The following is a 25,875-nucleotide window of genomic DNA, read 5'->3' on the forward strand; positions in this document are numbered from 1 at the left end:
AAACAGAAATGAGGAGGCAGAGAAAATGCCTGAGCAACACACAAAAGGGGATACGAGCACAATTGTGCTAGAAAAAGAAAATGAGCATTTAACGCCTCAAGAATGCGATATTCTTGGCGAAATTGCAAATATATCATTTGGTTCAGCTTCGACTGTACTATCAACAATCTTAAATAGGCAAGTAAGCATTACTGCTCCTCGCATAGAATTGGTAGATTTATATGATTCAAGCGACGTCGAAGTTCCACACGTTGTATTAAACATTCATTTTACAAAAGGATTAGATATGGAAAACCTTCTTGTCCTTAAGCAAGATGTTGCATTATCCATTGCTGATTTAATGATGATGGGAACAGGTGAAGTGGAAGACGGAAAAGAACTTGGTGAATTAGAGCTAAGTGCTGTACAAGAAGCGATGAATCAAATGATGGGGTTCGCAGCTACATCTATGTCAGAATTCTTTCAAGATACAGTAGATATGTCTCCGCCGACAATTAAAGTTGTAAAGTTATCAGAAGAAATGGAGAAAATTTCTGAGATTGATGGGAATCAAACGATTGTTAAAGTATCGTTTGATTTAAAGATAGATAATCTTGTAAACTCTAAACTTGTGCAAATTGTTTCAGTTGAACATGCGAAACAAATGGTAAATAAATTAATGCAATTATCTGGTGGAGTAGAAGAAAAAGACGAGCCAGCAGAAGTAGTGGAAACGGAGATTGTAGAAGAACAAATTGAAAAAGAGCATTTAACACAAGAAGAGAAAGATGTCCTTGGTGAAATTGCAAATATTTCAATTGGTTCCGCTTCAACAGTATTATCAACACTTTTAAATCAGCCAGTTACAATTAGTACGCCCAATGTAGAATCAATCAATGTTCGTCATTATGACGGAGTACCAGTCCCGTTTGTTATTTTAAATGTTGATTTTGTTGAAGGACTAAAGAATGAGAATGTATTCGTATTTACGAAAGATGTCGCTTTAACAATGGTAGATTTAATGATGATGGGAACAGGTGAAGTTGATCCAGAGAAGGAGCTTAGTGAATTAGAACTGAGCGGTATTAAAGAAATCATGAACCAAATGATGGGGCATGCTGCGACGGCGATGTCAGAGATGTTTCAAGAAAAAATGGACATGACACCGCCAAATGTTAAATTTGTAACCTTAAAAGAAGAAATGGAATATTTGGGAGAGTCAATGAAAGTGGACGAACTCGTTCAAATTACGTTCAACCTTGAAATTGGCGACCTGCTTCAATCGAAAATGTATCAAATTTTACCGATTTCAGAAGCGAAAGAAATGGTAAGAAGACTTCTATATCCAATGGTGGAAGAGGAAGAAGAGATTGTTACGGAAGAAATTGAAGAAGAAAAAATTGTAGAACCTGTTGTGCAACCTATTGAATTTAAAGAAGTAAAACAAATGGAACCAGTATACATGGACACATCCATCCTACAAAATGTAGAGATGAACGTGAAATTTGTATTTGGAAGCACAGTGAAAACAATTCAAGATATTTTAAGTTTACAAGAGAATGAAGCAGTTGTACTAGATGAGGATATTGACGAACCAATTCGTATTTATGTAAATGATGTATTAGTGGCGTATGGTGAACTTGTAAATGTAGATGGATTTTTCGGAGTAAAAGTGACGAAATCGCTATAAGTCGTTGAAATAGGAGTTTGAGTTAGTAGATGAAAAACGTAAAGTTTTTTCTAATGAGCTGGTTATTCATACATATGTGTCTGTTCGTCCCTCTGCAAAGTCAGGCGGAAGAACAAATTGAGCCAGCTCAAAAAATAAATGAAGTGAATATGCAAGAAGAAAACAAAGAAGTGCAAGAGCGGCCAGAGCAAGTGGAAGTGAATCAAGGTAAAGAGGAACAACAAGAAGTAGCAAATGAACAAGAGGTCGAAAAAAAGATAGAGACGGATCAAGGGGTTATTACAGTAAATAAGCCAGAATTAAAAGTTGGCGAAGAAGTGCGGGTTATTGTAGAGCCGAAAGAGCAAAATGTTCAAAGTATAAAAGGTATTTTGCGCTTGCCAAAAAACGGCGATCAGTATGAACAAGAAAGAATGCTATCGTTTAAGTATGAAGAGGAAACGAAGCGATGGATTGCTAACTACAAGGTCGAAACTTTTGATTTGCAAGGTGATTGGAATCTTCAGCTCATTCAAAGTTCTAAAGAAACTGAGAAAGAAGAGCTTATAGAAAATGAAGTGAAAGTCCCATTTATTCGTATAAATAATGACACGCCAACAATAGATAAAGAGCTGCCGAAGTTGCATAAAGTTACTGTTGACGAGGCGAAAGAGAAGCTAATTGAACGGAAACAAGGCGATTCTATACGTGTGCGAGTGAAGGCGACAGACGTAGAATCAGTTGTGAAAGAAGTTCGTGTTACATTAAAAGGGAAAGAAAATAAAGAGATTACATTTTTATTAGATTACAATAAGCGCGACATGGATTGGCAAAAAGTATTTGAAATAACGGATGCGTTGCCAATTGGCTCATACGAATTACTTGTAGAGATAGTGGATGCGGCCGGCAATAAACTGGTTGAGGAAAGTGAGTATATCGTTTCTGTTTTGGAGCAAAAAACAGAAGATGATAAAAAGATAGAAGAACGAGAGAATGAAGATAAATTAGAGGATAAGAAAGAAACGGATGAGAAAGAAACTGAGAAGCAGGAAGACTCGAAAGTAGAAATCCCGCTTCTGGAAGAAAAACCGCCAGTTGTTCAAATCCCAAAAAAAGAAGAGAAAGTAAACAATCTTATAAAAGAACCATTGAAAGAGAAAGAAAAAATTACTTATTTTATAAAAGAGCCTCTCACAGAAAACAAGGAAGTAAATAAAGCGAAGGCTCAAAAAGATAAAGATAATAAAAATAACAATCAGGTCGTTTCTAAAAAGAAAGAGAAAAAAGAAGAGCCAGAAGAGAAGAAAGAAGCAAAAAGTGAACAGGGAATAGAAGCTTCTAATGTATTTACTATCATGTCAGGTTTATTCGTACTATTTTTAGTTTTAAAGAGTAATAAAGAATGGGGCTAAGTATTTTATAGTAGTGGAGGCGCTTAAATGGAAATTAAACGTACGACAATTGAAGATAAGACGCTACAACCATTAAAACAGCCTGCAGCTATTTCGGAACATGAAATTCAGAAAGAACGAAAGCGTAGTAATTTAGTGTTTACTGGACAGTCTAAAATTATTACGAAAAATAATGAAATAGGTATTTTGCTTGCAAGTTTAGGTGATGGAAAGGTTATGAAGGAAATGCTTTCTAAAGAGATGGATACAGTATTGCAACTCTTTAAAAAGTTACATACGTTATCTGGAGAAGGAAAGCAAACAGATAAAATATTTGAACAAGTAATGAGAAGCTTGCAAGGACTTGTTAAGCAAGCGCATATAAAGGAACTTCCTTTGTTAGATGGAACGTATGATTTCGCAGAAGTACAACTATCATTTGGTAGAAAGGTACATATTCCGTTATTAGATGTAAGTGCACTTATTTCTAGAGTAGAAAGTGATTCGTCAGAAGGAAATATAAATTTAATGGTAACGGTTATTACTGCTTATATAACGAAATTGTCTAACGAAACCATTTTAATTAGCGTTACAGATCGCACTGCTAAAGAGCGGGATGTAAGCGTATGGAGAGCACTTGCAGAAATGAATATGACACAATTATCACAGGCTTTGAAACATACGATGCAAGAACATAAATGGTCTATGACGTTTCTTTTTCTCTTTGTATGGATTGTTGCTATTATTTTAATTCGAGTTATATAAAAAGGTCGTCACTTTACATTGTGACGACCTCTTTTATATTTTTTCGTAAAAGAATGTATCAAATCGCTGAAGATTATAACGTTCAGGTGTTAAAATTTGTTCAGTACTACCAACAAATAATACGCCGCCTTTTCGTAAAGCGCGACTAAATTTTTCATAAAGTTTTACCCTTGCTTCTTCAGTAAAGTATATCATCACGTTGCGACAAATAATTAAATCGTAATTTGTATCGAACGACTGCATTAACAGGTCATGTTGTTTGAACGTGACGTTTTGCTTAATGTTTTGATGTAATGAATATATATCATTCTCTTTTGTGAAATGACGTTCTTTCAAATCGGTAGGTAATTCTTTTAAAGAACGTTCTGTATATTGACCGCGTTTTGCAGTTTCTAAAATGTGAAAATCAAGATCTGTTGCTTGTATTTCAAAACGAAATGGAGCTAAATGTTTCGATAAAATTAAAGAGAGTGTATATGGTTCCTCACCAGCAGCGCAAGCGGCACTCCATACTTTTAATTTTCCGTTATTTTGTTCGAGTAATTTTGGTAGTGCTTTCGTTTCTAACGTTTGCCAACGTTCTTTATTTCTAAAAAACTCCGAAACGTTAATGGTAATATAGTCGATAAAACTTAAAAATAAATTTTGATCGGTACGTAAATTACTTAGAAAACTAGTGTAGTTCACAAAGCCCTTTCTCGAAATAAAAGCATCGATTCTACGACGCATTCTATCTTGTTTATATGAAGCGATATCCATATTGAATTGTTGTTTAAAACTCGCGATAAAATGATCATAATCTTGTTCAATTATCATATTTATAATAGGCACAATAACGATATTGTGCCTCCCCCTTTACATCATACGGATTTTTTGTTCAAAGTTTTTTTTCATCTGTTTTTCATGTAAACCTGGTAAATCATAAATAACAGCATCAATTCCTGCATCTTTTGCAATGTCAACGGGAATGACAGATGTATGCTTGTCCCCATTATAAAAACAGAGTACTAAATCGGTATCTTCGATTATTTGTTTTACAAAAAACATATAATCTGATCGGTAAATGGAGTCGGAAGGATGATCAAAAGCGACATACTCCGCTCCGTGTCTTTTTAAGTAATCAACGACCTCTTGAAATTCATCTGTTAATGCTTGTAACGGCTGTAGCGTGTAAAGGCATAAATTTTGAGCGAGTCTTTCGTTTTCGATGAAAAAACGAAGAATCTCATTTTCAATAGATTTATAACATAATATGTAAATTTTATGTTTGTGAGCATAGTCAGTTAAAAATTTTTTTATTTCTTCCTGATCTAATGCTGTTAATTGATTTGAACCACAAAGAAAAATATTCATAGATTTGTGCCACCTCATGCTAAATTGTAACATATCTTTTATAAAAAATAACTGCAAAATATTAGTGTTCAGAGTATAATTATAAATAACTGGATTTTACGATTAAGTTTAGGAAGAAATAAAAAAATAAATAGGTGATATATATGCTGCGTTCGATCTCGCATAATCCAATTTTATCGCATATACCGCCTGCTACTCAAATGCCGAAAGAAGCAAATGTCAGGACAGGACTTGCATTTTCGGATAATTTGCATGCAGATCCGAAAAAAGATAAATTGCTAGAACAAATGGAAGCATTTGTCGATAACATTGGAGAAATTAAAGAGAAAATTGAAATGGAATTAACGCTTGATAATGTAATGGAATACAAAAATACAGTAAAATCATTTTTGAATTTTTACGTAGATAATGTATTGCAATATAAAGATGTTATGTCTCGTCATCCGCGTTACGGATATTCACAGAAAATGACGATTGTGAAACAGGCGGAAATGGGATTAAATGAGTTAGAAGATGTTATGAATTTAATTAATACGAAAACGGGACATTTAGAAATGTTAAATCAGATTGGAGAAATCCACGGTTTAATTGTAAATTTAGTCTTGTAAAAGGGAAGGAAGCTATATGTACATACAATTATATGAAAAGCTCGTTATTATTCAAAAAGCATATGAAAACATTCAAACGCTCGGTGAACAAATATATGAGAATTTGAAGCAGAAAAATGTAAATGCAGTTCAAAAGTTACAAGTAGAGCAATTGCAGTACATTGATGGTTTAAAAAAGTTATCAAGTTCATTTGAAGAAATGGTTATTCAGTTTTGTAAAGAACAAGGAGTGGAATCATTTCGCGTAAGTGCGTTATTTTCGTATTTTTCTAACGAAGAAATTGAAAAAATGGAAGAATTACAAAAAAATGCAGCTGAATTAGAAGAGAATGTAAAAATGATTCTTTTAAAAAATCAATATTACTTAAACGTACTATTAAAAACTACAGAAAGTATTGTGGATTCCGTTTCTGAATATAATTTAGAGCGAAACAATAATTCACAAATCTTTATGAACGAACTATTGTAAAGGGGAAGTGAAACATTATGAGATTATCTGATTATAATACGCCGCTATCGGGTTTGTTAGCGGCACAAATGGGATTACAAACGACGAAACAAAATTTATCAAACATTCATACGCCTGGTTATGTGCGTCAAATGGTGAATTACGGATCGGCTGGAGCAAGTCAGGGCTATTCACCGGAACAAAAAATAGGTTACGGTGTACAAACGTTAGGTGTTGACCGTATTACAGATGAAGTGAAGACGAAACAGTTTAACGATCAATTATCCCAACTCTCATACTATAACTACATGAATTCGACTTTATCACGTGTAGAATCTATGGTTGGAACGACAGGAAAGAATTCATTATCTAGTTTAATGGATGGCTTCTTTAATGCCTTTCGTGAAGTTGCAAAAAATCCAGAACAACCAAATTACTACGATACATTAATTTCTGAAACTGGTAAGTTTACAAGTCAAGTAAATCGTCTAGCGAAAGGCTTAGATACAGCAGAAGCACAAACGACAGAAGATATTGAAGCGCATGTCAATGAATTTAATCGTCTTGCTGGTAGTTTAGCGGAAGCGAATAAAAAAATTGGACAAGCAGGTACACAAGTGCCGAATCAACTTTTAGATGAACGTGATCGTATCATTACAGAAATGTCTAAGTATGCAAATATAGAAGTGTCTTATGAATCTATGAATCCTAATATCGCGAGTGTTAGAATGAATGGTGTTTTAACAGTAAATGGACAAGATACATATCCACTTCAATTAAATAAAGAAAAAGAACCAATGACTGCTGAAATTTACGGTTCGGAAATTCCTTTAACTAGTGGAGCAATCCAGTCAGCGATCGATACAAAAGCGAAGATTGCTAGTTATAAGAAAAACCTTGAAGAACTAATGAGTTCTGTAAAGAATGAAGTGAACACAGTAATGGGGAAAGATTTCTTCGTTGGAGATCAAGCGAAAGATATGAAATTAAACCCTGAATTTGCAAAAGATGTTTCGAAAATGAAAATATCAGCTGAAACAGCAAATAAACTAGCAGCAATTACAGATGGGAATTATAAAGAAGGTCTTTCTTATAAACAAGCATTAGACCAATTCGTAGTTGGTGTTGCATCTGATAAAAGTGCAGTGAATGCTTATCAAAAAATTCATGGAGATTTATTAGAGGGGATTCAGCAAGAAAAGATGGGTGTTGAAGGCGTTAATATGGAAGAGGAAATGGTTAATTTAATGGCCTTCCAAAAATATTTCGTTGCAAACTCTAAAGCTATTACTACGATGAATGAAGTGTTTGATAGTCTATTTTCGATTATTCGATAAATGATAGTAATTGATTGGAAATATATAAGGAGGAGATAGAAATGAGAGTATCTACATTTCAAAATGCAAGCTGGGCAAAGAATCAGTTAATGGATTTGAATGTGCAACAACAATACCACCGAAATCAAGTAACTTCAGGGAAGAAAAACCTTCTTATGAGTGAAGATCCACTAGCAGCAAGTAAATCATTTGCGATTCAACATTCATTGGCGAATATGGAGCAAATGCAAAAAGATATAGCGGATTCGAAAAATGTATTAACACAAACTGCAAATACTTTACAAGGTGTTTTGAAATCCTTAACGAGAGTAGATCAATTAATGGTGCAGGCATTAAGTGAGCAAAATGGTGAAAAAGAATTGAAGGCCATCGGTGCAGAGATTGATCAAATTTTAAAACAAGTTGTATATTTAGCGAATACGGAAGAGCAAGGTCGTTATATTTTCGGTGGTGATAGTGCAGAGAAACTGCCATTTACAGAAGATGGTACATACCAAGGTGGAAAAAATGATGTAAACTGGCAACTAAATGACGGTTATGAATTAAAAGTGTTCCGTAACGGAGAAGCATTATTATCCCCAGTAATAAAAACGTTAAAACAGATGAGTGAAGCGATGCAAAACGGTGATCAAAAATCATTACAACCGTTATCAGTAGAAAATAAGAAAAACTTAGATGGCGTTATTAATCGTACAACTGAAGTTGGTTCAACGATGAACACAATGGAGACATTTAAAACAATTTTAAGCGAGCAAAATTTAGCGCTTCAAGAAAACCGTAAAGAAATTGAAGATGTTGACTTAGCGGTAGCAATTTCTGATTTAGCGTATATAAATGCAACATACGAAGCGACGCTGAAAGCTGTTAGTACGATGAGTAAAACGAGTATTTTAGATTATATGTAAAAAAAGGAGTGTTAGTTGATGGCGGTTACATTGACAGGTATTGGTGATAGACAACAAATTTGGAACCTAGGTAATAATATAATAGATACTTCGAAGTTAGTCGAATTAGAATTACACGCATTGGATATGAAGAAAACGCCTTACAATAATGAAAAGGAACAACTTACACAAGAAAAATTATTATATGCAAGTTTAAAAAAAGAATTTAGTTCTCTCACACAAACAATTAAAGATTTATCTAGTTTTAAAGGGAATGAAAAGAAAGTAACACTCTCTCAAGAAGGATATATTAGTGTGACAGCAGATGCTTCAGCAATTGCAGGAACCTTTAATATTGAAGTCAAAGAATTAGCTCAACGTCATCAGATTTCAAGTGAAAAGATAACGGATTTAGATGCTAAAATTGGTATGGAAGAAACAATAAAGATTAACAATCAGGATATTGTAATTACAAAGGATACTACATACCGTCAATTAATAAATAAAATTAATGGTGGGAATTATGGAGTTTCGGCATATTCTCTTGGAAATAAGATATTCTTTTCTTCTTCAAAAATGGGTGAAAAGGGAGCTATTAAGTTAGAAGATAGCGGTCAACTTTTAGAAAAGATGGGATTTATAAAAACGGATGGTACACTTAATGAAATAGAAAAGGCTAAAAATTCAACTTATGTAATTAACGGAGTTGAAGAGCATGGAGAGTCAAATACAATAGAAACTCTTCCAGGTGTTAAAATTCAACTAGATAAATCTGAAGTAGGAAAGAGCGTTAAATTTACAATAGAAGATTCAAATGTAAAGGAAGCGAATGAACTTATAAAAAAAATGGTTAGCAATTATAATCAAGCGGTATCTACAGTAGAATTATTTGCTGGGAAAAATGGAGCGCTTCAAGGCCAAAATATTATGGGTGATATTAGAAGAATTATGAATAATATTGTAACATTCTCACAAGATGGAAATTATTTGTTTTCGTATGGTATTCAGGTGACAAAAGAGGGAACATTACAAGTTGATGAAGCAAAATTAACAAATGCTTTGAAAGAGAACCCGGATGCGGCAAAACAATTCTTTTTTAGTGCAGATGGTCTTGGAAAACAAATAGATACCCAATTTAATAAGATATTCGGTGAAGTAGGAATCATAGGAGAAAGAATAAAAATTATAGATGACCGTGTGGGGAAACTAGATCTTAAAATCAATGATATTGATATTCAAAATAAGCAAAAACAAGAGGATATTGTAAAAAAATATCAAAAACTAGAAAGTACATTAGCGGCGCTTGATAGCCAATTAAAAACAATTAAAGCAATGACAAAACAAAAAAGTGATGATTAATGAAAGCTAAGGAAGTGATCGTATGCAAGCGTGGCAACGTTATATGCAAAATGATATTATGACGAGTAATCCGATTAAAAATACAATTTTTATTTATGAAAGATGTATTGTAGAGTTTCGTAATTTAGAAGAACTTTTACATACTTTTAAACTACAAGAAGGAGATGCACTTCTTGAAAAGTTAGAACGTATTTTTGAAGAATTAAAGCTTCAATTAAACCCTGAGATTACAAAAGATTTATATGATAGTTTATATGGTTTATACGATTGGATTAGCATTCAAATTCAAACGATGAAAGTAACACGTGAAGCAAAAGACATGGATGCGATTGTGAAAGTGTTACAAGATTTAATAGACGGTTACCGTGGGGCACTTGAAAATGAACAATGATATTTATCGGACGTTTGTCGGCTGTTTTAATGAAATCGGTGAATTGCAAGTGTCAGATGGAGAGTTTGCTGAGAAGAGTGAGATGTTAAATCGCTGGATGATGACATTGGATGAGGAAACGCGTGCGCAAGTTGCAGCAGAAGTAAGCCCCTTTATTATTAAGGCGGCACAGCATATTCGAGATAAGCAAAAGATTTTGGAAGAAATGATTATGACAAATGATGGGCGCATGAAAGCTAATTCATTTTACGGTAAATTTTAGTGATAGAGTTTAGAAACGGATTCCCCTTTTAAGAGGGGATCCATTCCTTTGTTTAAATAAAGACTTCCGCTGATTGAGGTTTCATTTTATGACTGTAATGAAAAAGTAGTAGTAATCTAAAAAATGTAAAAATGGACTTTGGTTTGTAGATCATATATTAAAATGTCTCATAGATTATTGCGTGTATACAGTTTTTTGTATTCTTTTTTATATTTTTGTATTTTTCTAAAGACAACAATGGGAAAATGGAATAAAATATGTAAGGGTACATGATTGTTAATATTTTAATAAACACATATAAGAAAGTAAATAATGAAGTGAAACTTCCATCAGTGGATTATTAAATTAGAAAAGAAAGGGTGTGGAATATGCCAGATTTAGTGAGTGATGTAGGCCATTATATGAATTATTTAGTGACGAAACGAAATACTGTTTCTAGTAATATTGCAAATGCGAATACACCTGGCTATAAAGCACAAGATGTGACATTTGCTGAGCAAATGAATAAAAGTAGTGCATTATATAAGAACAATGTTGCAGACTTAAAGAGCAATCCAGATTTATATCAAACGAATGAAATGCACTTACCGACAGTAAATACGAAAAATACATATGCAAAGATTCAAACAAAATCAATGCAAACGAATAAAGATGGAAATAGTGTGGATGTAACGACAGAAATGCTAGATTTAATGAAAGCAAATCAGTTATACGGTATTTCAATTAACGCGATTAATACACAATATGCAATTAACCAAGCGGCACGCGGACGTTAAAAGTAGAAGGAGAGACAATGATGTTTCAGGCAATTAATGCAAGTGGCTCAGGACTAACGACAGCCAGAAAGTGGATGGAAGTTACTTCTAACAATATTGTAAATGCAAATACAACGGCTGCTCCGGGGGCAAATTTATATGAGCGTCGTAGTGTAGTGCTAGAATCAAACAATAGTTTTGCAAATATGTTAGAGGGGTCTCCTACTAATGGGGTAAAAATAAAAAGTATTGAAGCAGATAAAACTGAAAACTTAGTGTATGACCCAACACATCCACATGCAAATGAAGAAGGATATGTACGTTATCCGAATGTTGATGTGACTGCTGAAATGACGAATGTAATGGTTGCCCAAAAAATGTATGAAGCGAATACAAGTGTATTAAATGCGAATAAAAAAATGCTTGATAAAGATTTAGAAATCGGCCGAGGATAAGGGGGAATATAGTAATATGAAAATTCAACCAATGCTAAATACGCAACCATTTGGAGCAATTCAGTCAATTGGTGCACCGAAAACTTCTCAAACATCTGTAGTTGAAGGGAAAAAGTTTATTGATTTATTGGAAGATATGAATCAAACGCAAAACAATGCGCAAACAGCAGTATATGATTTACTAACTAAAGGGGTAGGAGAAACGCATGACGTTTTAATTCAGCAGAAGAAGGCTGAATCTCAAATGAAAACGGCTGCTCTCGTACGTGATAATCTTATTGAAAATTATAAGTCACTAATTAATATGCAAATTTAGGAAAGTGGACAGGTGTGTTTAAATGGAAAAGATGAAAAATGTTATCCAATCGTTAAAAACGTGGCATAAGTTAGTAATCGGTGCTGCGCTTTTAGCGATTGTAACAGGAGCACTTTTATACTTCACCTTGCCAGATAAATATGTTGTTGTATATCAAAATTTAAATGATGCAGATAAGCAAGAGATTACAGCAGAATTATCAAAGTTAGGTGTCGATTATCAGTTAGCGGCCGATGGATCGATTCGTGTGCAAAAAAATGATGCTCCATGGGTTCGAAAAGAAATGAATGGGATGGGCTTACCGTTTAATTCTAAAAGTGGTGAGGAAATTTTATTAGAAAGCTCGCTCGGTTCAAGTGAGCAAGATAAAAAAATGAAGCAAATTGTCGGTACGAAAAAGCAATTGGAGCAAGATATTGTAAGAAACTTTGCGACAGTTGAAACGGCAAATGTTCAAATTACATTGCCTGAAAAAGAGACAATTTTTGATGAAGAAAAAGCAAAAGGAACAGCTGCGATTACGGTTGGAGTGAAGCGTGGTCAATTATTAACTGCTGATCAAGTTGCGGGTATACAGCAAATGATTAGTGCTGCAGTTCCTGGCGTGAAAGCAGAAGAAGTAAGCGTGATTGATAGCAAAAAAGGTATTATCTCAAAAGGAGCAGATGAAGCGCATTCTACTAGTTCCTCTTCTTATGAAAAAGAAGTAGAGATGCAACATCAAATTGAAGGTAAATTAAAGCAAGATATTGACGCAACATTAATGACGATGTTTAAACCGAATGAATATAAAGTGAATACGAAAGTATCTGTAAACTATGATGAAGTTACACGCCAGTCAGAAAAATATGGTGATAAAGGTGTACTTCGTAGTAAACAAGAGCAAGAAGAAAGCTCTACTGCGCAAGAAGGAGCAGAGACAAAACAAGGTGCTGGTATTACAGCGAACGGTGAAGTGCCAAATTACGGTACGAACAATAATCAAAATGGTAAAATCGTCTATGATAATAAAAATGGTAACAAAATTGAAAACTATGAAATAGATAAAACGGTTGAAACGATTAAGAAACACCCAGAATTAACGAAAACAAATGTTGTAGTATGGGTAGACAACGATACGTTAGTAAAACGAAAAATGGATATGACTACTTTCAAAGAAGCAATCGGCACAGCTGCTGGGCTTCAAGCTGATCCGAATGGAAACTTTACAAACGGTCAAGTTAACGTTGTAACTGTTCAGTTTGATCAGCCGAAAGAAGAGAAGAAGAAAGAACCAGAAGAAAGCGGTATAAACTGGTGGTTATTCGGTGGAATTCCAGCTGGTTTATTAGCGATTGGTGGTCTAGTATGGTTCTTATTAGCAAGACGTAAGAGAAAGAAAGAAGAAGAGGAATATGAAGAATACTTAGCAGAAGAGGAAATTGCTGCAAGCAATGAAAGTATTATGGAAATTCCTGAAGAAAAAATAGTACCAGAGCCAAAACCAGAACCAGAAGAACCGAAAGAACCAACGTTAGATGAACAAGTGCATGATGCTACGAAAGAACATGTAGAAGGAACTGCAAAAGTAATTAAAAAATGGTTAAATGGACAGTAAGGGAGGAACAACAATGTTAGATGAAATCTCCTCCAAAGAAAAAGCTGCCATCCTTATTCGTACATTAGAAGAAGGGGTGGCAGCAAAAGTCATTGAATATATGACGGCTGAGGAAAAAGAAGTATTACTTCGTGAAATCGCGAAGTTTCGTGTATATAAACCGGAAACGTTAGAAAATGTATTAGGGGAGTTCTTGTATGAATTAAATGTAAAAGAATTAAACCTAGTGACTCCGGATAAAGAATATATTCGTCGCATATTTAAAAATATGCCAGAAGACGAACTAGAAAAATTATTGGAAGATCTTTGGTATAACAAAGATAATCCGTTTGAATTCTTAAATTCACTTACAGATTTAGAGCCACTTCTTACTGTACTTAATGATGAATCACCACAAACGATTGCGATTATCGCTTCTTATATTAAACCGCAGCTTGCTTCTCAATTAATTGAGAGATTACCAGATCATAAGCGAGTAGAAACGGTAATGGGGATTGCGAAGCTAGAGCAAGTTGATGGTGAATTAATAAATCAAATTGGTGATTTATTAAAATCAAAATTAAATAATATGGCATTTAATGCAATTAATAAAACAGATGGTTTGAAAACAATAGTAAACATTTTGAATAATGTTTCACGAGGTGTTGAAAAAACAGTCTTTCAAAAGCTGGATGAAATGGATTATGAGTTATCTGAGAAAATTAAAGAAAACATGTTTGTATTTGAAGACTTACTCGGACTTGAAGATCTTGCACTTCGTCGTGTATTAGAAGAAATTACAGATAACGGTGTTATTGCGAAAGCACTTAAAATTGCAAAAGAAGAAATTAAAGAGAAATTATTTACATGTATGTCTTCAAACCGTAAAGAGATGATTCTAGAAGAATTAGATGGCTTAGGACCGCTTAAGATGACGGATGCTGAAAAGGCACAGCAAACGATTACAGGCACAGTGAAAAAGCTAGAGAAGGAAGGAAGAATTATCGTTCAAAGAGGTGAAGATGATGTCCTTATTTAAAAACAGAATTCCGAAGAATTCTGTTTCTTTTTCTGAAGAAACGTATGAATTACAATTTCCAAAACCAATACCAGTTCAAGTAGAAGAAGAAATACAGGTGGACCATGAAGAGCTTCTTGCACAGCAACAATCATTACATACTGAACTGAATCAACTAAGGCAAGAACAACAAATGTTAGAACGAGAACGTCAGCAGTTATTACATGATCAAGAACAATTTCAAATGCATGTTCAGCAGCAAATGAAAGAGATAGAATCGGCACATATACAGTTTCAAAAGGAACAACAAGAAACAGCATATGAATGGACAGAATTATTATGGGATCAGTCTTTTCAACTAGCAGAAAAAATTGTGAATCAAGCAGTAGATGCTAGATTGCTTGACGTGTTACCTATTTTAACTGGCATCGTTCAAACGTTGCCTACTTCGTTTGAAAAGTTAGTCATTACCGTACATCCCGAAACATTTGAACGTATTCAAGAAGAGAAGGAAAATACGAAAGAATATTGGTTGCTACAATTAGTAGAATGGAAATATGATTTCTCCTTACAGTTCGGTGAATTTGTTCTAGAAGAAGAGAAAGAGTTCTTTGAATTTAAATTTGCACCTATATTCGCGAAACTTCGCCAGAAATGGGAAGAAGAGAAGTTGTTTGAGGAGCAAAATGTATGAATCGACTGTTAATGAATGAAAACCAAAAGTGGAATACATTTATTGAAACACCGTTTTATACGAAAGTCGGTAAAGTTCATAGTGTGCAAGAGCAGTTTTTCGTAGCGAAAGGACCAAAGGCGAAAATCGGTGATGTTTGCCTCGTTGGAGAACATAGCGTCTTATGTGAAGTAATTGCAATTGAAAAAGAAAACAATATGTTACTCCCATTTGAACAGACAGAAAAAGTATGTTACGGAGATTCAGTTACATTAATTGCAGAAGATGTTGTTATACCTCGTGGTAATCATTTGCTGGGAAAAGTGTTAAGCGCAAATGGTGAAGTGTTAAATGAGAACGCTGAAAACATGCCATTGCAAAAAATAAAGTTAGATGCTCCGCCTATTCATGCATTTGAACGTGAAGAGATTACTGACGTATTTGAAACGGGAATTAAATCTATTGATTCTATGCTAACAATTGGTATCGGTCAAAAGATTGGTATTTTTGCTGGATCAGGTGTTGGTAAATCTACTTTACTCGGAATGATTGCTAAAAATGCAAAAGCTGATATAAACGTTATTAGTTTAGTGGGAGAGCGTGGCCGAGAAGTAAAGGACTTTATTCGAAAAGAATTGGGTGAGGAAGGTATGAAGAAAAGCGTCGTTGTTGTAGCGACGTCAGATGAAAGTCACCTAATGCAACTTCGTGCAGCGAAGCTTGCGACATCTATTGCTGAATATTTCCGTGATCAAGGTAATAATGTACTACTTATGATGGACTCTGTTACTCGTTTTGCTGATGCGCGTAGAAGTGTTGATATTGCTGTTAAAGAGTTGCCAATCGGTGGTAAAACACTCTTAATGGAAAGTTATATGAAGAAGCTGTTAGAGCGCTCTGGGAAAACACAAAAGGGATCTATAACAGGTATATATACAGTACTCGTCGATGGGGATGATTTAAACGGACCTGTACCAGATTTAGCTCGTGGTATTTTAGATGGGCATATTGTATTAAAGCGTGAACTTGCAACGCTCAGTCATTACCCTGCCATTTCAGTGTTAGATTCAGTAAGTAGGATTATGGAAGAAATCGTGTCATCTAACCATTGGCAACTTGCAAATGAAATGAGAAAAATCTTATCTGTTTATAAAGAAAATGAATTGTATTTTAAATTAGGGACGATTCAAGAAAATGCAGAAAATGCTTATATTTTTGAATGTAAAAACAAAGTAGAAGGTATAAATACGTTTTTAAAACAAGGTCGATCTGATAGTTTCCAATTTGATGATATTGTTGAAGCGATGCACCATATCGTATAAGACCTCTGCCCAAGAGGTCTTATTTTTTTGTTTTTTAATATTTCACAGATTTTTTTGGAAAAAAACTATATAATAGAAAAAGAGAGCGTTATAATAGGAAGGGGCTATGAAAACAGGTGGATAAGCAGCAGTACGACACGATAAAATTGCAAATAAATCAAGAAAAAGAACAGATTTTGAAAGAAGTGTATGAATTAACAGCTGAAAAAAGAAAAATAGAACAAAAAAAAGAATATGATTTATATGTAGTAAAATCGCGTAGTAAAGTCGTACAAACTGGGCAACGTATAATGGCTGGTATGCTTTCCTCACATACGTTTTCACCTGAAAGAATAGAAGAATGGAATCGGAAAATTAAAAAAACGGAAGATTTTATTCAAAAAAATGAAAGCCTTTTAGAACAAGTAAAAGAAAAAGAACGTGTCATTGATGAGATGTATCAAGAAGGTTGTAGAAAGCTTGCTAAAGTACGAGAAAAGCAGGAAGAAAAAATGCTTCTTGATTTGAAAATGTGTATGAATGGATGAGGTGAATATAGTGATACAGTCTGTATTACCGGTGCAACAAAGTTTACCTCCGCAAAAAGAAAAAGGGCTAGAAGTACAATCAAAAAGTGAAGATTCTTCATTCGATCGTACGATGAGAATGGGAAATAAAAAGCAGCCGAAAACGGAGAAAATGAAACAAGAAGAAGCACCAAAAGAAGAAAAAAAAGAATATATTCTTTCTAAACAAGCAGTAACGAAAGAAGAGCCAATTGTAAAGAAAGAAGAAAAAAAAGAGACAGAACAGTTGTTATTAGCTGTATCTGAGCAAATGGTTGCAATTGAACAATTACGTGTGCAGCCAGAATTGTTATATCAATACATACAAAAAATACAAGAGCTGTATAAAGAATATGGAAATATAAAACTTAACGAATTACCTGCAGCTGAATTACAACAGTTACAAGAGCTTCTTTCAAATATGAATATCAAAAATGCTATATGTTTAGAAGATACAATGCAAATGGTGTTAGATAAAGTGACGATGCCAGAGCAAACGATGCAAGTATTGAAAGTGGTAGAAACAGAAACTTGTAATATTGCAAAGAAACAAGAAGAGTCCAAAGAATTAGATGGAGATCTTCCGAAAGCTGAGAGCGATGATGTAAAGATAGAGTTGCCAGAAGGTGATGTATTCAACGATGCAAGTTCTGCGGGTGCGGAGTTATTAAATAAAGCAACGAGTACCGACCAAGTAGGAAAATCCAATAGTGGCGCTGAGAAAGTTTCATTGCCTGACTTAGGAAAGAAAATGGAAGCACAAGTAGAAGCACTGCAAAAGTTTGTAGTGAAACAAGAACGTGTTTTGTTCCAATTAAATCCAGAAAAACTTGGTACATTAACAGTGTTTATGAAAAAACATGGAGATCAAATTGATGTTCATGTGGAAATGGAAAAACACGATGCGAAAAAACGTGTTGAAATCATTTTTGATGAATTGAGACTGAAGTTAAAAGAAAAAGAAATCAATATTCAAATTAGCTATTCAGATAAAGATGAAAATCGAAAAGAACAGCGAGAACAAGAGCAAAGACAAAAACAAAAATTAGCAAGTACGAAACATGAAAAACAACATGCAAAAGAATTTGCGGGATTATTGGAGGAATAAAGTGTGCCAACAGTTGGATTAAATACAACGAGTACAAATCATATTCCGTTACAAGCAGGAGCACAAACAAAAAACGCATCTGTTACTGGTGCACAGTCGACAGCTCAACAAGCAAACGGAGTATCAGCAAGTACTCAAAAAACACCCGGTATTATGGATAAAGATGATTTCCTGAAACTTTTCTTAGCAAGCTTTCAACATCAAGACCCGTTTAATGCGATGGATATGAACCAAATGATGAACCAAACAGCACAGCTATCGCTTATGGAGCAAGTACAGAATATGACGAAAGCAGTAGATAAACTGCAATCAACGATGTATTCGACGGCTCTTGATGGAGGGATGAAGTTTTTAGGAAAGTACGTTAGAGGTGTTAGCAATAATGGAAAGCAAGTGACTGGTCAAGTGGAAACAGTTCGACTTGCTGAAAATAACGATGTGCAACTTATTGTTGATAATCAAGTTGTCTCACTTCGTTTCATAGAAAGAGTTTCTGATAAACCGATAACAGAAACTAATCCGGAAGATGAGAAGAAAGATGATATAGAAAAAAATGAAGAGGTTAAGCCAGATTAATAAAAGGAGTGTACAAAGGTTATGATTAAAGCGTTATATACAAGTATTACAGGGATGAATGCAGCACAAAATGCATTAAGTGTTACTTCAAATAATATTGCAAATGCACAAACAGTTGGATATAAAAAGCAAAAGGCTATTTTTGATGATTTGCTATATAATAATACGGTTGGTTCACGTGGTGATGGTGCCTATGCTGGTACGAATCCAAAGAGTATTGGTAACGGTGTAAAGTTCAGTGGGACATCTACAGATTTTAGTGATGGTTCTATTACTTTAACTAGTGATAAGATGGAGACAGCGATAGAAGGAAACGGTTTGTTTTTAGTTGGTGATCGTAATGCTGGAAATGTAGAGTATACGAGAAAAGGCTCTTTTAGTGTATCGAAAGATAGCTATGTTACAAATACAGGTGGACAGTATGTACTGGGTTATGGTGTAAAAACAGGAACACAAGAAGTAGATTTTTCTTCACGACCAAGCCCAATTCATATTCCAATGGGATCAGCTGTTGGTGGGATTCAAACAGATAAAGCGACAATAGGCGGAAACCTTCCTAGAAACCAAAATGCATTATCTCACGAATTCACAGTTTTTGATGCGGAAGGGAACTCGTTAACGTTGCGTGTAAATATTAAACAAAAGACTACAAAAGAGACTGTAGATGGTAAAGAAGTTGAAAAGCCAGTGCCAGGCGAATATACATATACAGTTTCTGTAAGGAATGATTCTAAAAACGAAAAAGAATTTAAGCCTGTCGAAGGCATGACGGGCGAAAAAAATCTTAAATTTGATACATTAGGAAATTTAAAGGAGACAGATGAGGCTGTACAAAAAGATCCAGTAACTGGTGAAATTACTAAAGGTGGATCTGTTCAAATTCCTTTTGGTGGTGGTTTAACACTTGATTTAAGCGGATTAACAAATTATCCGACAGGGAAAACTATTTCTACCACAGAAGTAACGGGGCGCCCAGCTGCAATTGCAAATGACTATTCTATTTCAGACGGTGGTTTCGTTATGATGAAATATTCGGATGGTAGTATGAAAGTTGTAGGACAACTAGCTGTAGCTACATTCCCGAATTCAGGTGGATTAATGAAAACTGGGAATGGAAATTATGTTGCGACACCATCAGCGGGTATTCCAGGGGTAGGTGTTGCTGGTGAGAATGGTGCAGGGAATGTACGAGGGTCAGCAAAAGAAAGTTCAAACGTAGATTTATCTGTAGAATTCGTTGATTTAATGCTTTATCAACGCGGCTTCCAAGGAAATGCGAAAGTAATTAAAGTGTCAGATGAAGTATTAAATGAAGTTGTAAACTTAATTCGATAATATATAATAAAGAAAATTTGTAATGTAGTAGAAAGGGTTTTCTATTCGTATGACAAGACAAGAACGAATTTTACAATTGCCTTTTTTCGAAAATAAACGTGAACTTGCAGAGCAAGTGTTAAAAATGGAACGAGAAGAGCATATATATTTACCGGATCAATTTGAAATTAAGCAAGTACCTGCATATTCATTTGGTGAAAAGCAATCGATCATTGGCCGTATTCATGAGTTTTATTTTGTAAGTGTTGGTAGCGAAGGAGAATGGAAGTATCAACTGTTTAAGGACGAGATGAAATGCCGTGAGTTTTTTATTACACTATCAGGGATAACGGATCAGCAGATTGCATTTTGGTTCAATAACATCGAGTTATTAAAAAAATCTTAAAACTCTTTTTTAGATTTTGAGAGAGGGCCTGGCGGAGTGTGGTAGCGGTCAGTGCCTAATAGAGTCTCGGCCGGTGTTTAAGACCAGAGATATGGAGAGTTACTAGGGTAGTTGAAGAAGATGGAAGCGAAGTGTAGTTGCAAAAATGGATCTATGAAAGGTTACTGGGATGGTTAATCGTTTTATGGCAGACCAGTGCCTTTCGGAGAGTTTGTGAGGATAGATTTTAGAAAAAGGAGAGGTGAGGAGGATGGCGCAGAATAAGTATCGCGTTACATTCATTTCGCCGAGTGAGGTTGAGCAGCGGACTGTAATGGCGGCGAGTAGTTTGCCGGATTTAATTCGTAAAGTAGAGAGTATTATTGCAGATCCGAACGGTTATTTTGTAAATGATAAAAAAAATAATTGCTATTTTAAAGTGATTAAAGAAAATGTTACATTTATTCAATATGAGTTACTATTTTCGGATAAGGAAATTCATATTGAAAAATTAAAACATATAGCACCAGCTATATTGAAACAATTATTTAAAAAAATAAATGATCCAGAATTATATGCACTTGCGCTACTTGATGTTGATATAGCGACGAAAGAATATGTGCTAGAAGAAATGGATTCTGAGCTAAGAATAAGAGTAGAAACGGAGCTTTCGAAAAAGTGGGAAGCAATGCCGACAGAAATTGTAGGAGCGCAAGAAGTGTTATTAGAGGCACTTGCTTCGTTTATACAAGATTAAGCGTCTTTTAAAATAAATCGTTCAACTATCTATATTTTTTATATAGGTAGTTGACTTTTTCGGTTTAATAAAGCTTAATAATTAGATATACGGAATTAATGGAAGGGGAGCGACACCTTTATGTCACAAGCACAAAGTATTTTATTAGAAAGCGGAACAAATGAATTAGAGATTGTTACATATACTGTTGGTGAAAACCTATTTAGTATTAACGTAATGAAAGTACGTGAAATCATTAATCCATTCCCTGTTACAACTGTGCCAGAATCTCATCATGCAGTTGAAGGTGTTGTACAAGTACGTGGTGAAATTTTACCTGTTATTAACTTAGCGACAGCTCTTAATTTAAAATCGACAAAGCCACTTGATCAAACGAAATTTATTATCTCTGAATTAAATCAAATGAAAGTTATTTTCCGCGTGGATGAAGTGCATCGTATTCAACGTATTTCGTGGGAACAAATTGATGAACCAGCTTCATTGTCTATGGGACTAGAAGAAACGACATCTGGTATTGTAAAGCTAGATGGGCAAATCATTTTGCTATTAGATTATGAAAAAATTGTATGTGAAATTAGTGGTACTGGTTATGACAATAAATCACTTGCAGGGTTAGAACAGAAAACAGATCGAGCTGAAAAAGTGATTTATATTGCAGAAGATTCAGCAATGCTTCGCCAAATATTAGAAGAAACATTATCATCAGCTGGATATACGAAAATGAACTTCTTCAGCAATGGTGCAGAAGCGTTAGCACAAATTGAAAAATTAGCGAAAGAGCAAGGGGAAAAAATGTTTGAACATATTCACTTGCTAATTACGGATATTGAAATGCCGAAAATGGACGGACATCATTTAACGAAAGTTGTTAAGGATAGTGAAGTAATGAATCGTTTACCAGTCATTATTTTCTCTTCATTAATTACAAATGAATTATTCCATAAAGGCGAAGCTGTAGGAGCAAATGCTCAAGTAAGTAAGCCAGATATTCAAGAGTTAATTGGTTTAGTTGATAAGTTAGTGCTGTAAAAAACGTTTTGAAAAGCTTTTTTTAGCTGGAATAGAAGCTCTAACCATGCGTAGAGCGGTCAGTGCCTAATAGAGCCCTATGCGATGTGAGACCAGATATATGGAGTGGTTTTAGGTCAGTAGAAGAAAAGAGCCTTTGATTGAGGGTTTGAAGAACTGATATACAACTCTATTTTTTTAGTAGGAAGGAGGGAACTAGCCATGTGTAAGTAGTACTGGCTAGTTCCTTTTTTGCATTCTATACTCTGCTGTACAGGTAGAAAGGTCAAACATTTCTGGAGTGTTAGTGGCTGTATGAATAGTCTCTATTTTGAGATTTTCAATTCGTTTAATGAATATATAGCGGGCTTGTTTATTTAAAAATATAAGAGAGCGTATGTTTGGATTATGCTAGTAAGGTTTCGTAGTAATGCAAATTTTTTCGGTGAAAATATATTTTAAATACCATATAATATAATTAATATGTAATTATACATATTAATTAAAAATAATTTTTCTATTTCTATACTTTCTATACATTTTTGTATGTTTAATATTTGACAGATAATTTCGAAATGTTATAATATGGATATGTAAAAATTGCTATTTTCTGAGAAGACATGGGAGTCAAATGAGAATTGTGAAAGGATGAGGGGGAGTGAGACAGATTATGTATCACCACACAGCAATCAATGTATTAAGTCTTTTACAAAACATGTCAAATAATAAAATGAACGATATGCAACTAGAAGCGGAATTTAAAAAAATAGAAAAACAATTCCAAGTAAAATATGAAGAACTAGTTGATTTACATAATAGAATGGTATTATTTCAAATAGATATAGAAAAACATGGCGGGATGCGAGCATATGAAAAATCAGCGATTACATGGCTGAAGTCTGAGCTAGAGTTACTGTATGAAGTGTATCAATTTTGCCAACGTCACGGTTTAAACATTATTAATATTTCAAAATACGTTAGTAAAAACGAACTAAATATTTTTCCGAAAACAGAAAGTCAATTACAAAATACGTATTACAAATTAAAAAAATGTGAAATGCCGTTTGAAAATATTGAAAAACAAAAACCAGGACGAAAGCGAAAATATACGCCTGTAAAAGAACCAATTGTTGAGATGAAAACAGAAAACAAGAAAGAATTAAGAAAAGAAGTTCAAAATATAGAGAACGAAAAAAATCTTGTAACAGTTATATCTGGTATTGTTGATAATTTTGAAACGATTAGTCAGTGTAGTGAAAGAAAAGAGCATGAACTACATCAGTTCATGGAAGGAATCTATAAGCTTTCTAGCATGGCTGCAGAGCGTTCAAAAGATGAAAAGAATACTCGTGGTCTCGAAGGCGAATTACATGTATTACGAGCTGAAAATGAAAGGTTAAAGCGAGAAAAGGAAGAACTTGTTCATGATATAAAAGAAATGACACATCATTTAATTCATTTCATTACGAGTTCTGATATCGATCAAATTCGCACATTGCCTTTCTTTGTAAAAGAATGTAAACAAGATTTGCATAAATTAGGGTTATATAACGCACAAGATGGTAAAATGAAAATTATGGTTGATCGTAGTGGGCAGGTTATGACTGTAACGCAGTAATAAAATTTGGGTACAAAATAAAAGGGAGATACATAGTTTATATGTATTTCCCTTTTGTTTTGTGTGGAATCACTATGATAAAAGGAAAAGGTATTTTGTAAAAATATGCTTAGTGTAACTCGAATTAATAATTTGAATTTTAAATAACCATAAAGAAATAAGAAAAAAGTATGTTCTTCATAATCTAAAAAATTATGTATCCTAAAGTTATAATTCATAACAATCCATATGAAGATTCTTCTACGTCCACAGATCTAGAGCAATTATCCGAACTGTTTAACATGATTAAAGAAAAGGATTATGTGTATTCGGTTTTTTATTTTTTATGAGGCTATTTAAATAGTTTTAAAGGTTATAAGATTGTAATAAGGTGGAAACTATATGCTGGATTTGATTAGCCTGCAAAACTATAGTTAGTGCAAATTCAGTTGAAAGTTTAAGCTTTTAAAAATCGCTCATCTCTCGCGCCAAATTCGCATTTTTATTTGGAAAGTCACATTTGAAAAGTCTACATTGTGTTTATTTAAATTGCTGCTGTTGATGCTATTCTAATGTTATTTAATTTTCAATATTTTTTAGTAGATTGTGTTACTTTCGTTAAATATTTTATGTTACTCATTCTATATTACGTAATATTAAGAGATATAACAAGTTTTAAAAAAATTCACTAGCATATTTTTAAAAAAAGTACGATAATATAATCTGTTAATATAAAAATATCCTTTAATAGGGATATTAAATTATAAGGAATAAAATAATAGAAAAATAATCTTTGGGAGGATTATGAGAATGAAAAGTAAAAATTCAAAGTTTTTAGCGAGCGTTTGTGTAAGTTCAGCATTACTAGTCTCTGCTACATATCCATCAATTACTGCTGTTGCAGCTGAGGTTACATCAGTAAAAACAGCAACACTTTCGGTAGAAAAGGCGAAAATTATAAATAATAAAAAAGGTGCAACTGACACGATTACAGTGTCAGAATTGAAAAAAGGCGACATTGTGAGAGTGTACGAAGCGTCTAAAGGTGGAGAAGCAATTGCAACATCAGAGGCGGTAGCAGAAGGTAAAGTAGAAGTTACAATTACAAAAACAGATTTACTAAAAGCAACAGGTGGTACAGTGTACGTAAGTGTACAAAGTGAAAATGAATTAGAAAGTACACGTACAGCGATGAAATATGAATCGGAAGTAACAGTGGCACCACCGGTGGATACAGTAAAAGTATTAAATAATAAAGCTGGGGATGAAGATGCAATTACAGTAAGTGAGTTGGCTCCAGGGGATATTGTAAAAATATACGATGCATCAACAGGAGGAAACTTGAAAGCAACTTCAGCTGCTGTGGCTGAGGGCAAAAAAGAAGCAACAATCACAGGAAAAGATTTACTAATACCAACAGGCGGCACAGTATACGTAACAGTAACGAAACCGAATAAAGATGAGAGTAAGAGAGTCACAGTGAAGTATGGGGCAGAGCCAACAACGGTGGCACCAGCAGTAGAAAAAATCACAGTAGTAAATAGTAAAGTTGGAAATGCAGATGCAATTACAGTGTCAAAATTGAAAAAGGGTGACATTGTCCGTGTATATGAAGCATCAAAAGGTGGAGCAGCAATCGCAGCCTCAGAAGCAGTAGCGGAAGGAAAAACAGAAGCAACAATTTTAGGGAAAGATCTTTTAAAAGTAACAGGTGGCACAGTGTATGTAAGTGTACAAAGTGAAAATGAGCTAGAAAGTGCTCGTACAGCGGTGAAATATGAATCACAAATAACAGTGGCACCAGCGGTGGATACAGTAAAAGTAGCGAACAATAAAGCTGGAGATGTGGATACAATCACAGTGAGTGAAGTAACTGAAGGTGATATTGTAAAAGTATATGATGCATCAACAGAAGGAAAAGAATTAGGAAACGCAACGGTAGCGAAAGATGCGAAGGAAGCAACAATCACAGGAAAAGATTTACTAGTATCAACAGGTGGCACAGTATACGTAACAGTAACGAA

27 protein-coding genes and 1 pseudogene are annotated in these 25,875 nt (G+C 34.2%); 26 read left to right on the forward strand and 2 right to left on the reverse strand.

The features are described from left to right. The first annotated feature begins 25 nt into the window (after positions 1–25). From DN390_RS21340 to DN390_RS21350, 3 genes are read left to right on the forward strand one after another with little or no spacing between them, the layout of a single operon-like run. The gene (locus DN390_RS21340) at positions 26–1,669 is read left to right on the forward strand and encodes a flagellar motor switch protein (RefSeq protein ID WP_147808368.1); all 1,644 of its coding nucleotides are present in this window, start codon (positions 26–28) and stop codon (positions 1,667–1,669) included. Positions 1,670–1,698: 29 nt separating this feature from the next. Then, positions 1,699–3,060 (forward strand): transglycosylase, encoded by a 1,362-nt coding sequence (locus DN390_RS21345; RefSeq protein ID WP_147808369.1) that lies wholly within the window; start codon positions 1,699–1,701, stop codon positions 3,058–3,060. Positions 3,061–3,087: 27 nt separating this feature from the next. Further along, positions 3,088–3,804 carry a hypothetical protein gene (locus DN390_RS21350; RefSeq protein WP_060630275.1) on the forward strand — a complete coding sequence of 239 codons (717 nt, stop codon included), beginning with the start codon at positions 3,088–3,090 and terminating at the stop codon, positions 3,802–3,804. Positions 3,805–3,837: 33 nt separating this feature from the next. Here the strand turns inward: DN390_RS21350 and cheR are convergent, their stop codons facing one another. Together cheR and DN390_RS21360 are read right to left on the reverse strand one after the other, a co-directional pair. Then, entirely contained in the window at positions 3,838–4,620 is a 783-nt protein-coding gene (cheR, locus tag DN390_RS21355; RefSeq protein ID WP_141439066.1) for a protein-glutamate O-methyltransferase CheR, read from the reverse strand. A 39-nt stretch (positions 4,621–4,659) separates the two neighbouring features. Next, complete coding sequence (locus tag DN390_RS21360) at positions 4,660–5,157, reverse strand: flagellar motor switch protein FliG (RefSeq protein ID WP_098198521.1); 498 nt, start codon at positions 5,155–5,157, stop codon at positions 4,660–4,662. Between the two features lie 143 nt (positions 5,158–5,300). Between DN390_RS21360 and DN390_RS21365 the strand changes: the two genes are divergently transcribed. The 23 genes and pseudogenes from DN390_RS21365 to DN390_RS31260 all read left to right on the forward strand — a co-directional run. Beyond that, positions 5,301–5,765 (forward strand): YaaR family protein, encoded by a 465-nt coding sequence (locus DN390_RS21365; RefSeq protein WP_000946323.1) that lies wholly within the window; start codon positions 5,301–5,303, stop codon positions 5,763–5,765. Positions 5,766–5,781: 16 nt separating this feature from the next. After that, a complete protein-coding gene (locus tag DN390_RS21370; protein ID WP_147808370.1) occupies positions 5,782–6,234 on the forward strand; it encodes a hypothetical protein in 453 nt (150 codons plus the stop codon). A gap of 17 nt (positions 6,235–6,251) precedes the next feature. Then, positions 6,252–7,550: a flagellar hook-associated protein FlgK gene (gene flgK / locus DN390_RS21375; protein ID WP_147808371.1), complete on the forward strand. Its 1,299-nt coding sequence runs from the start codon at positions 6,252–6,254 to the stop codon at positions 7,548–7,550. A 41-nt stretch (positions 7,551–7,591) separates the two neighbouring features. Further along, positions 7,592–8,455: a flagellar hook-associated protein 3 gene (locus DN390_RS21380; protein WP_098191026.1), complete on the forward strand. Its 864-nt coding sequence runs from the start codon at positions 7,592–7,594 to the stop codon at positions 8,453–8,455. Positions 8,456–8,473: 18 nt separating this feature from the next. Next, on the forward strand, positions 8,474–9,793 hold the full coding sequence (locus tag DN390_RS21385; protein WP_064449887.1) for a flagellar hook-associated protein 2: 1,320 nt from the start codon (positions 8,474–8,476) through the stop codon (positions 9,791–9,793). A gap of 22 nt (positions 9,794–9,815) precedes the next feature. Then, on the forward strand, positions 9,816–10,184 hold the full coding sequence (locus DN390_RS21390) for a flagellar export chaperone FliS (RefSeq protein ID WP_001149518.1): 369 nt from the start codon (positions 9,816–9,818) through the stop codon (positions 10,182–10,184). Continuing rightward, the gene (locus DN390_RS21395; RefSeq protein ID WP_001058080.1) at positions 10,174–10,446 is read left to right on the forward strand and encodes a hypothetical protein; all 273 of its coding nucleotides are present in this window, start codon (positions 10,174–10,176) and stop codon (positions 10,444–10,446) included. The genes DN390_RS21390 and DN390_RS21395 overlap by 11 nt, the downstream gene beginning before the upstream one ends. 368 nt (positions 10,447–10,814) lie before the next feature. Further along, complete coding sequence (gene flgB, locus DN390_RS21400; RefSeq protein WP_001113103.1) at positions 10,815–11,222, forward strand: flagellar basal body rod protein FlgB; 408 nt, start codon at positions 10,815–10,817, stop codon at positions 11,220–11,222. A 20-nt stretch (positions 11,223–11,242) separates the two neighbouring features. Next, on the forward strand, positions 11,243–11,656 hold the full coding sequence (gene flgC / locus DN390_RS21405; protein WP_064449886.1) for a flagellar basal body rod protein FlgC: 414 nt from the start codon (positions 11,243–11,245) through the stop codon (positions 11,654–11,656). Positions 11,657–11,672: 16 nt separating this feature from the next. After that, the gene (gene fliE / locus DN390_RS21410) at positions 11,673–11,972 is read left to right on the forward strand and encodes a flagellar hook-basal body complex protein FliE (protein WP_000701682.1); all 300 of its coding nucleotides are present in this window, start codon (positions 11,673–11,675) and stop codon (positions 11,970–11,972) included. A 22-nt stretch (positions 11,973–11,994) separates the two neighbouring features. After that, positions 11,995–13,569 (forward strand): flagellar M-ring protein FliF C-terminal domain-containing protein, encoded by a 1,575-nt coding sequence (locus tag DN390_RS21415; RefSeq protein WP_060630283.1) that lies wholly within the window; start codon positions 11,995–11,997, stop codon positions 13,567–13,569. A 13-nt stretch (positions 13,570–13,582) separates the two neighbouring features. Next, positions 13,583–14,587, forward strand: coding sequence for a flagellar motor switch protein FliG (locus tag DN390_RS21420; RefSeq protein ID WP_000883361.1), 1,005 nt, complete (start codon positions 13,583–13,585; stop codon positions 14,585–14,587). Beyond that, on the forward strand, positions 14,574–15,260 hold the full coding sequence (locus DN390_RS21425; RefSeq protein WP_147808372.1) for a FliH/SctL family protein: 687 nt from the start codon (positions 14,574–14,576) through the stop codon (positions 15,258–15,260). Before DN390_RS21420 ends, DN390_RS21425 begins: the two co-directional genes overlap by 14 nt. Then, a complete protein-coding gene (fliI, locus tag DN390_RS21430; protein ID WP_097949030.1) occupies positions 15,257–16,561 on the forward strand; it encodes a flagellar protein export ATPase FliI in 1,305 nt (434 codons plus the stop codon). Before DN390_RS21425 ends, fliI begins: the two co-directional genes overlap by 4 nt. A 116-nt stretch (positions 16,562–16,677) precedes the next feature. Then, entirely contained in the window at positions 16,678–17,088 is a 411-nt protein-coding gene (locus DN390_RS21435) for a cytoplasmic protein (RefSeq protein WP_070168636.1), read from the forward strand. Positions 17,089–17,098: 10 nt separating this feature from the next. Beyond that, complete coding sequence (locus DN390_RS21440) at positions 17,099–18,214, forward strand: flagellar hook-length control protein FliK (protein WP_147808373.1); 1,116 nt, start codon at positions 17,099–17,101, stop codon at positions 18,212–18,214. A gap of 3 nt (positions 18,215–18,217) precedes the next feature. Continuing rightward, positions 18,218–18,790, forward strand: coding sequence for a flagellar hook assembly protein FlgD (locus DN390_RS21445; protein ID WP_001143481.1), 573 nt, complete (start codon positions 18,218–18,220; stop codon positions 18,788–18,790). A gap of 21 nt (positions 18,791–18,811) precedes the next feature. Continuing rightward, positions 18,812–20,125 (forward strand): flagellar hook protein FlgE, encoded by a 1,314-nt coding sequence (gene flgE, locus DN390_RS21450; protein WP_147808374.1) that lies wholly within the window; start codon positions 18,812–18,814, stop codon positions 20,123–20,125. A gap of 49 nt (positions 20,126–20,174) precedes the next feature. Further along, positions 20,175–20,510 (forward strand): DUF3964 family protein, encoded by a 336-nt coding sequence (locus tag DN390_RS21455; RefSeq protein ID WP_147808375.1) that lies wholly within the window; start codon positions 20,175–20,177, stop codon positions 20,508–20,510. 250 nt (positions 20,511–20,760) lie between these two features. Beyond that, positions 20,761–21,246 (forward strand): hypothetical protein, encoded by a 486-nt coding sequence (locus DN390_RS21460; protein WP_000068318.1) that lies wholly within the window; start codon positions 20,761–20,763, stop codon positions 21,244–21,246. Between the two features lie 120 nt (positions 21,247–21,366). Beyond that, a complete protein-coding gene (locus DN390_RS21465; RefSeq protein ID WP_000075958.1) occupies positions 21,367–22,275 on the forward strand; it encodes a chemotaxis protein in 909 nt (302 codons plus the stop codon). A gap of 649 nt (positions 22,276–22,924) precedes the next feature. Then, positions 22,925–23,872, forward strand: a complete 948-nt coding sequence (locus DN390_RS21470; RefSeq protein WP_147808376.1) for a DNA-binding domain-containing protein — start codon at positions 22,925–22,927, stop codon at positions 23,870–23,872. Positions 23,873–24,661: 789 nt separating this feature from the next. Next, positions 24,662–25,875: pseudogene (locus tag DN390_RS31260) on the forward strand (hypothetical protein); the annotation flags it as partial.

It is taken from the genome of Bacillus sp. SH7-1 (assembly GCF_008042405.1).
Lineage (GTDB): Bacteria > Bacillota > Bacilli > Bacillales > Bacillaceae_G > Bacillus_A > Bacillus_A thuringiensis_N.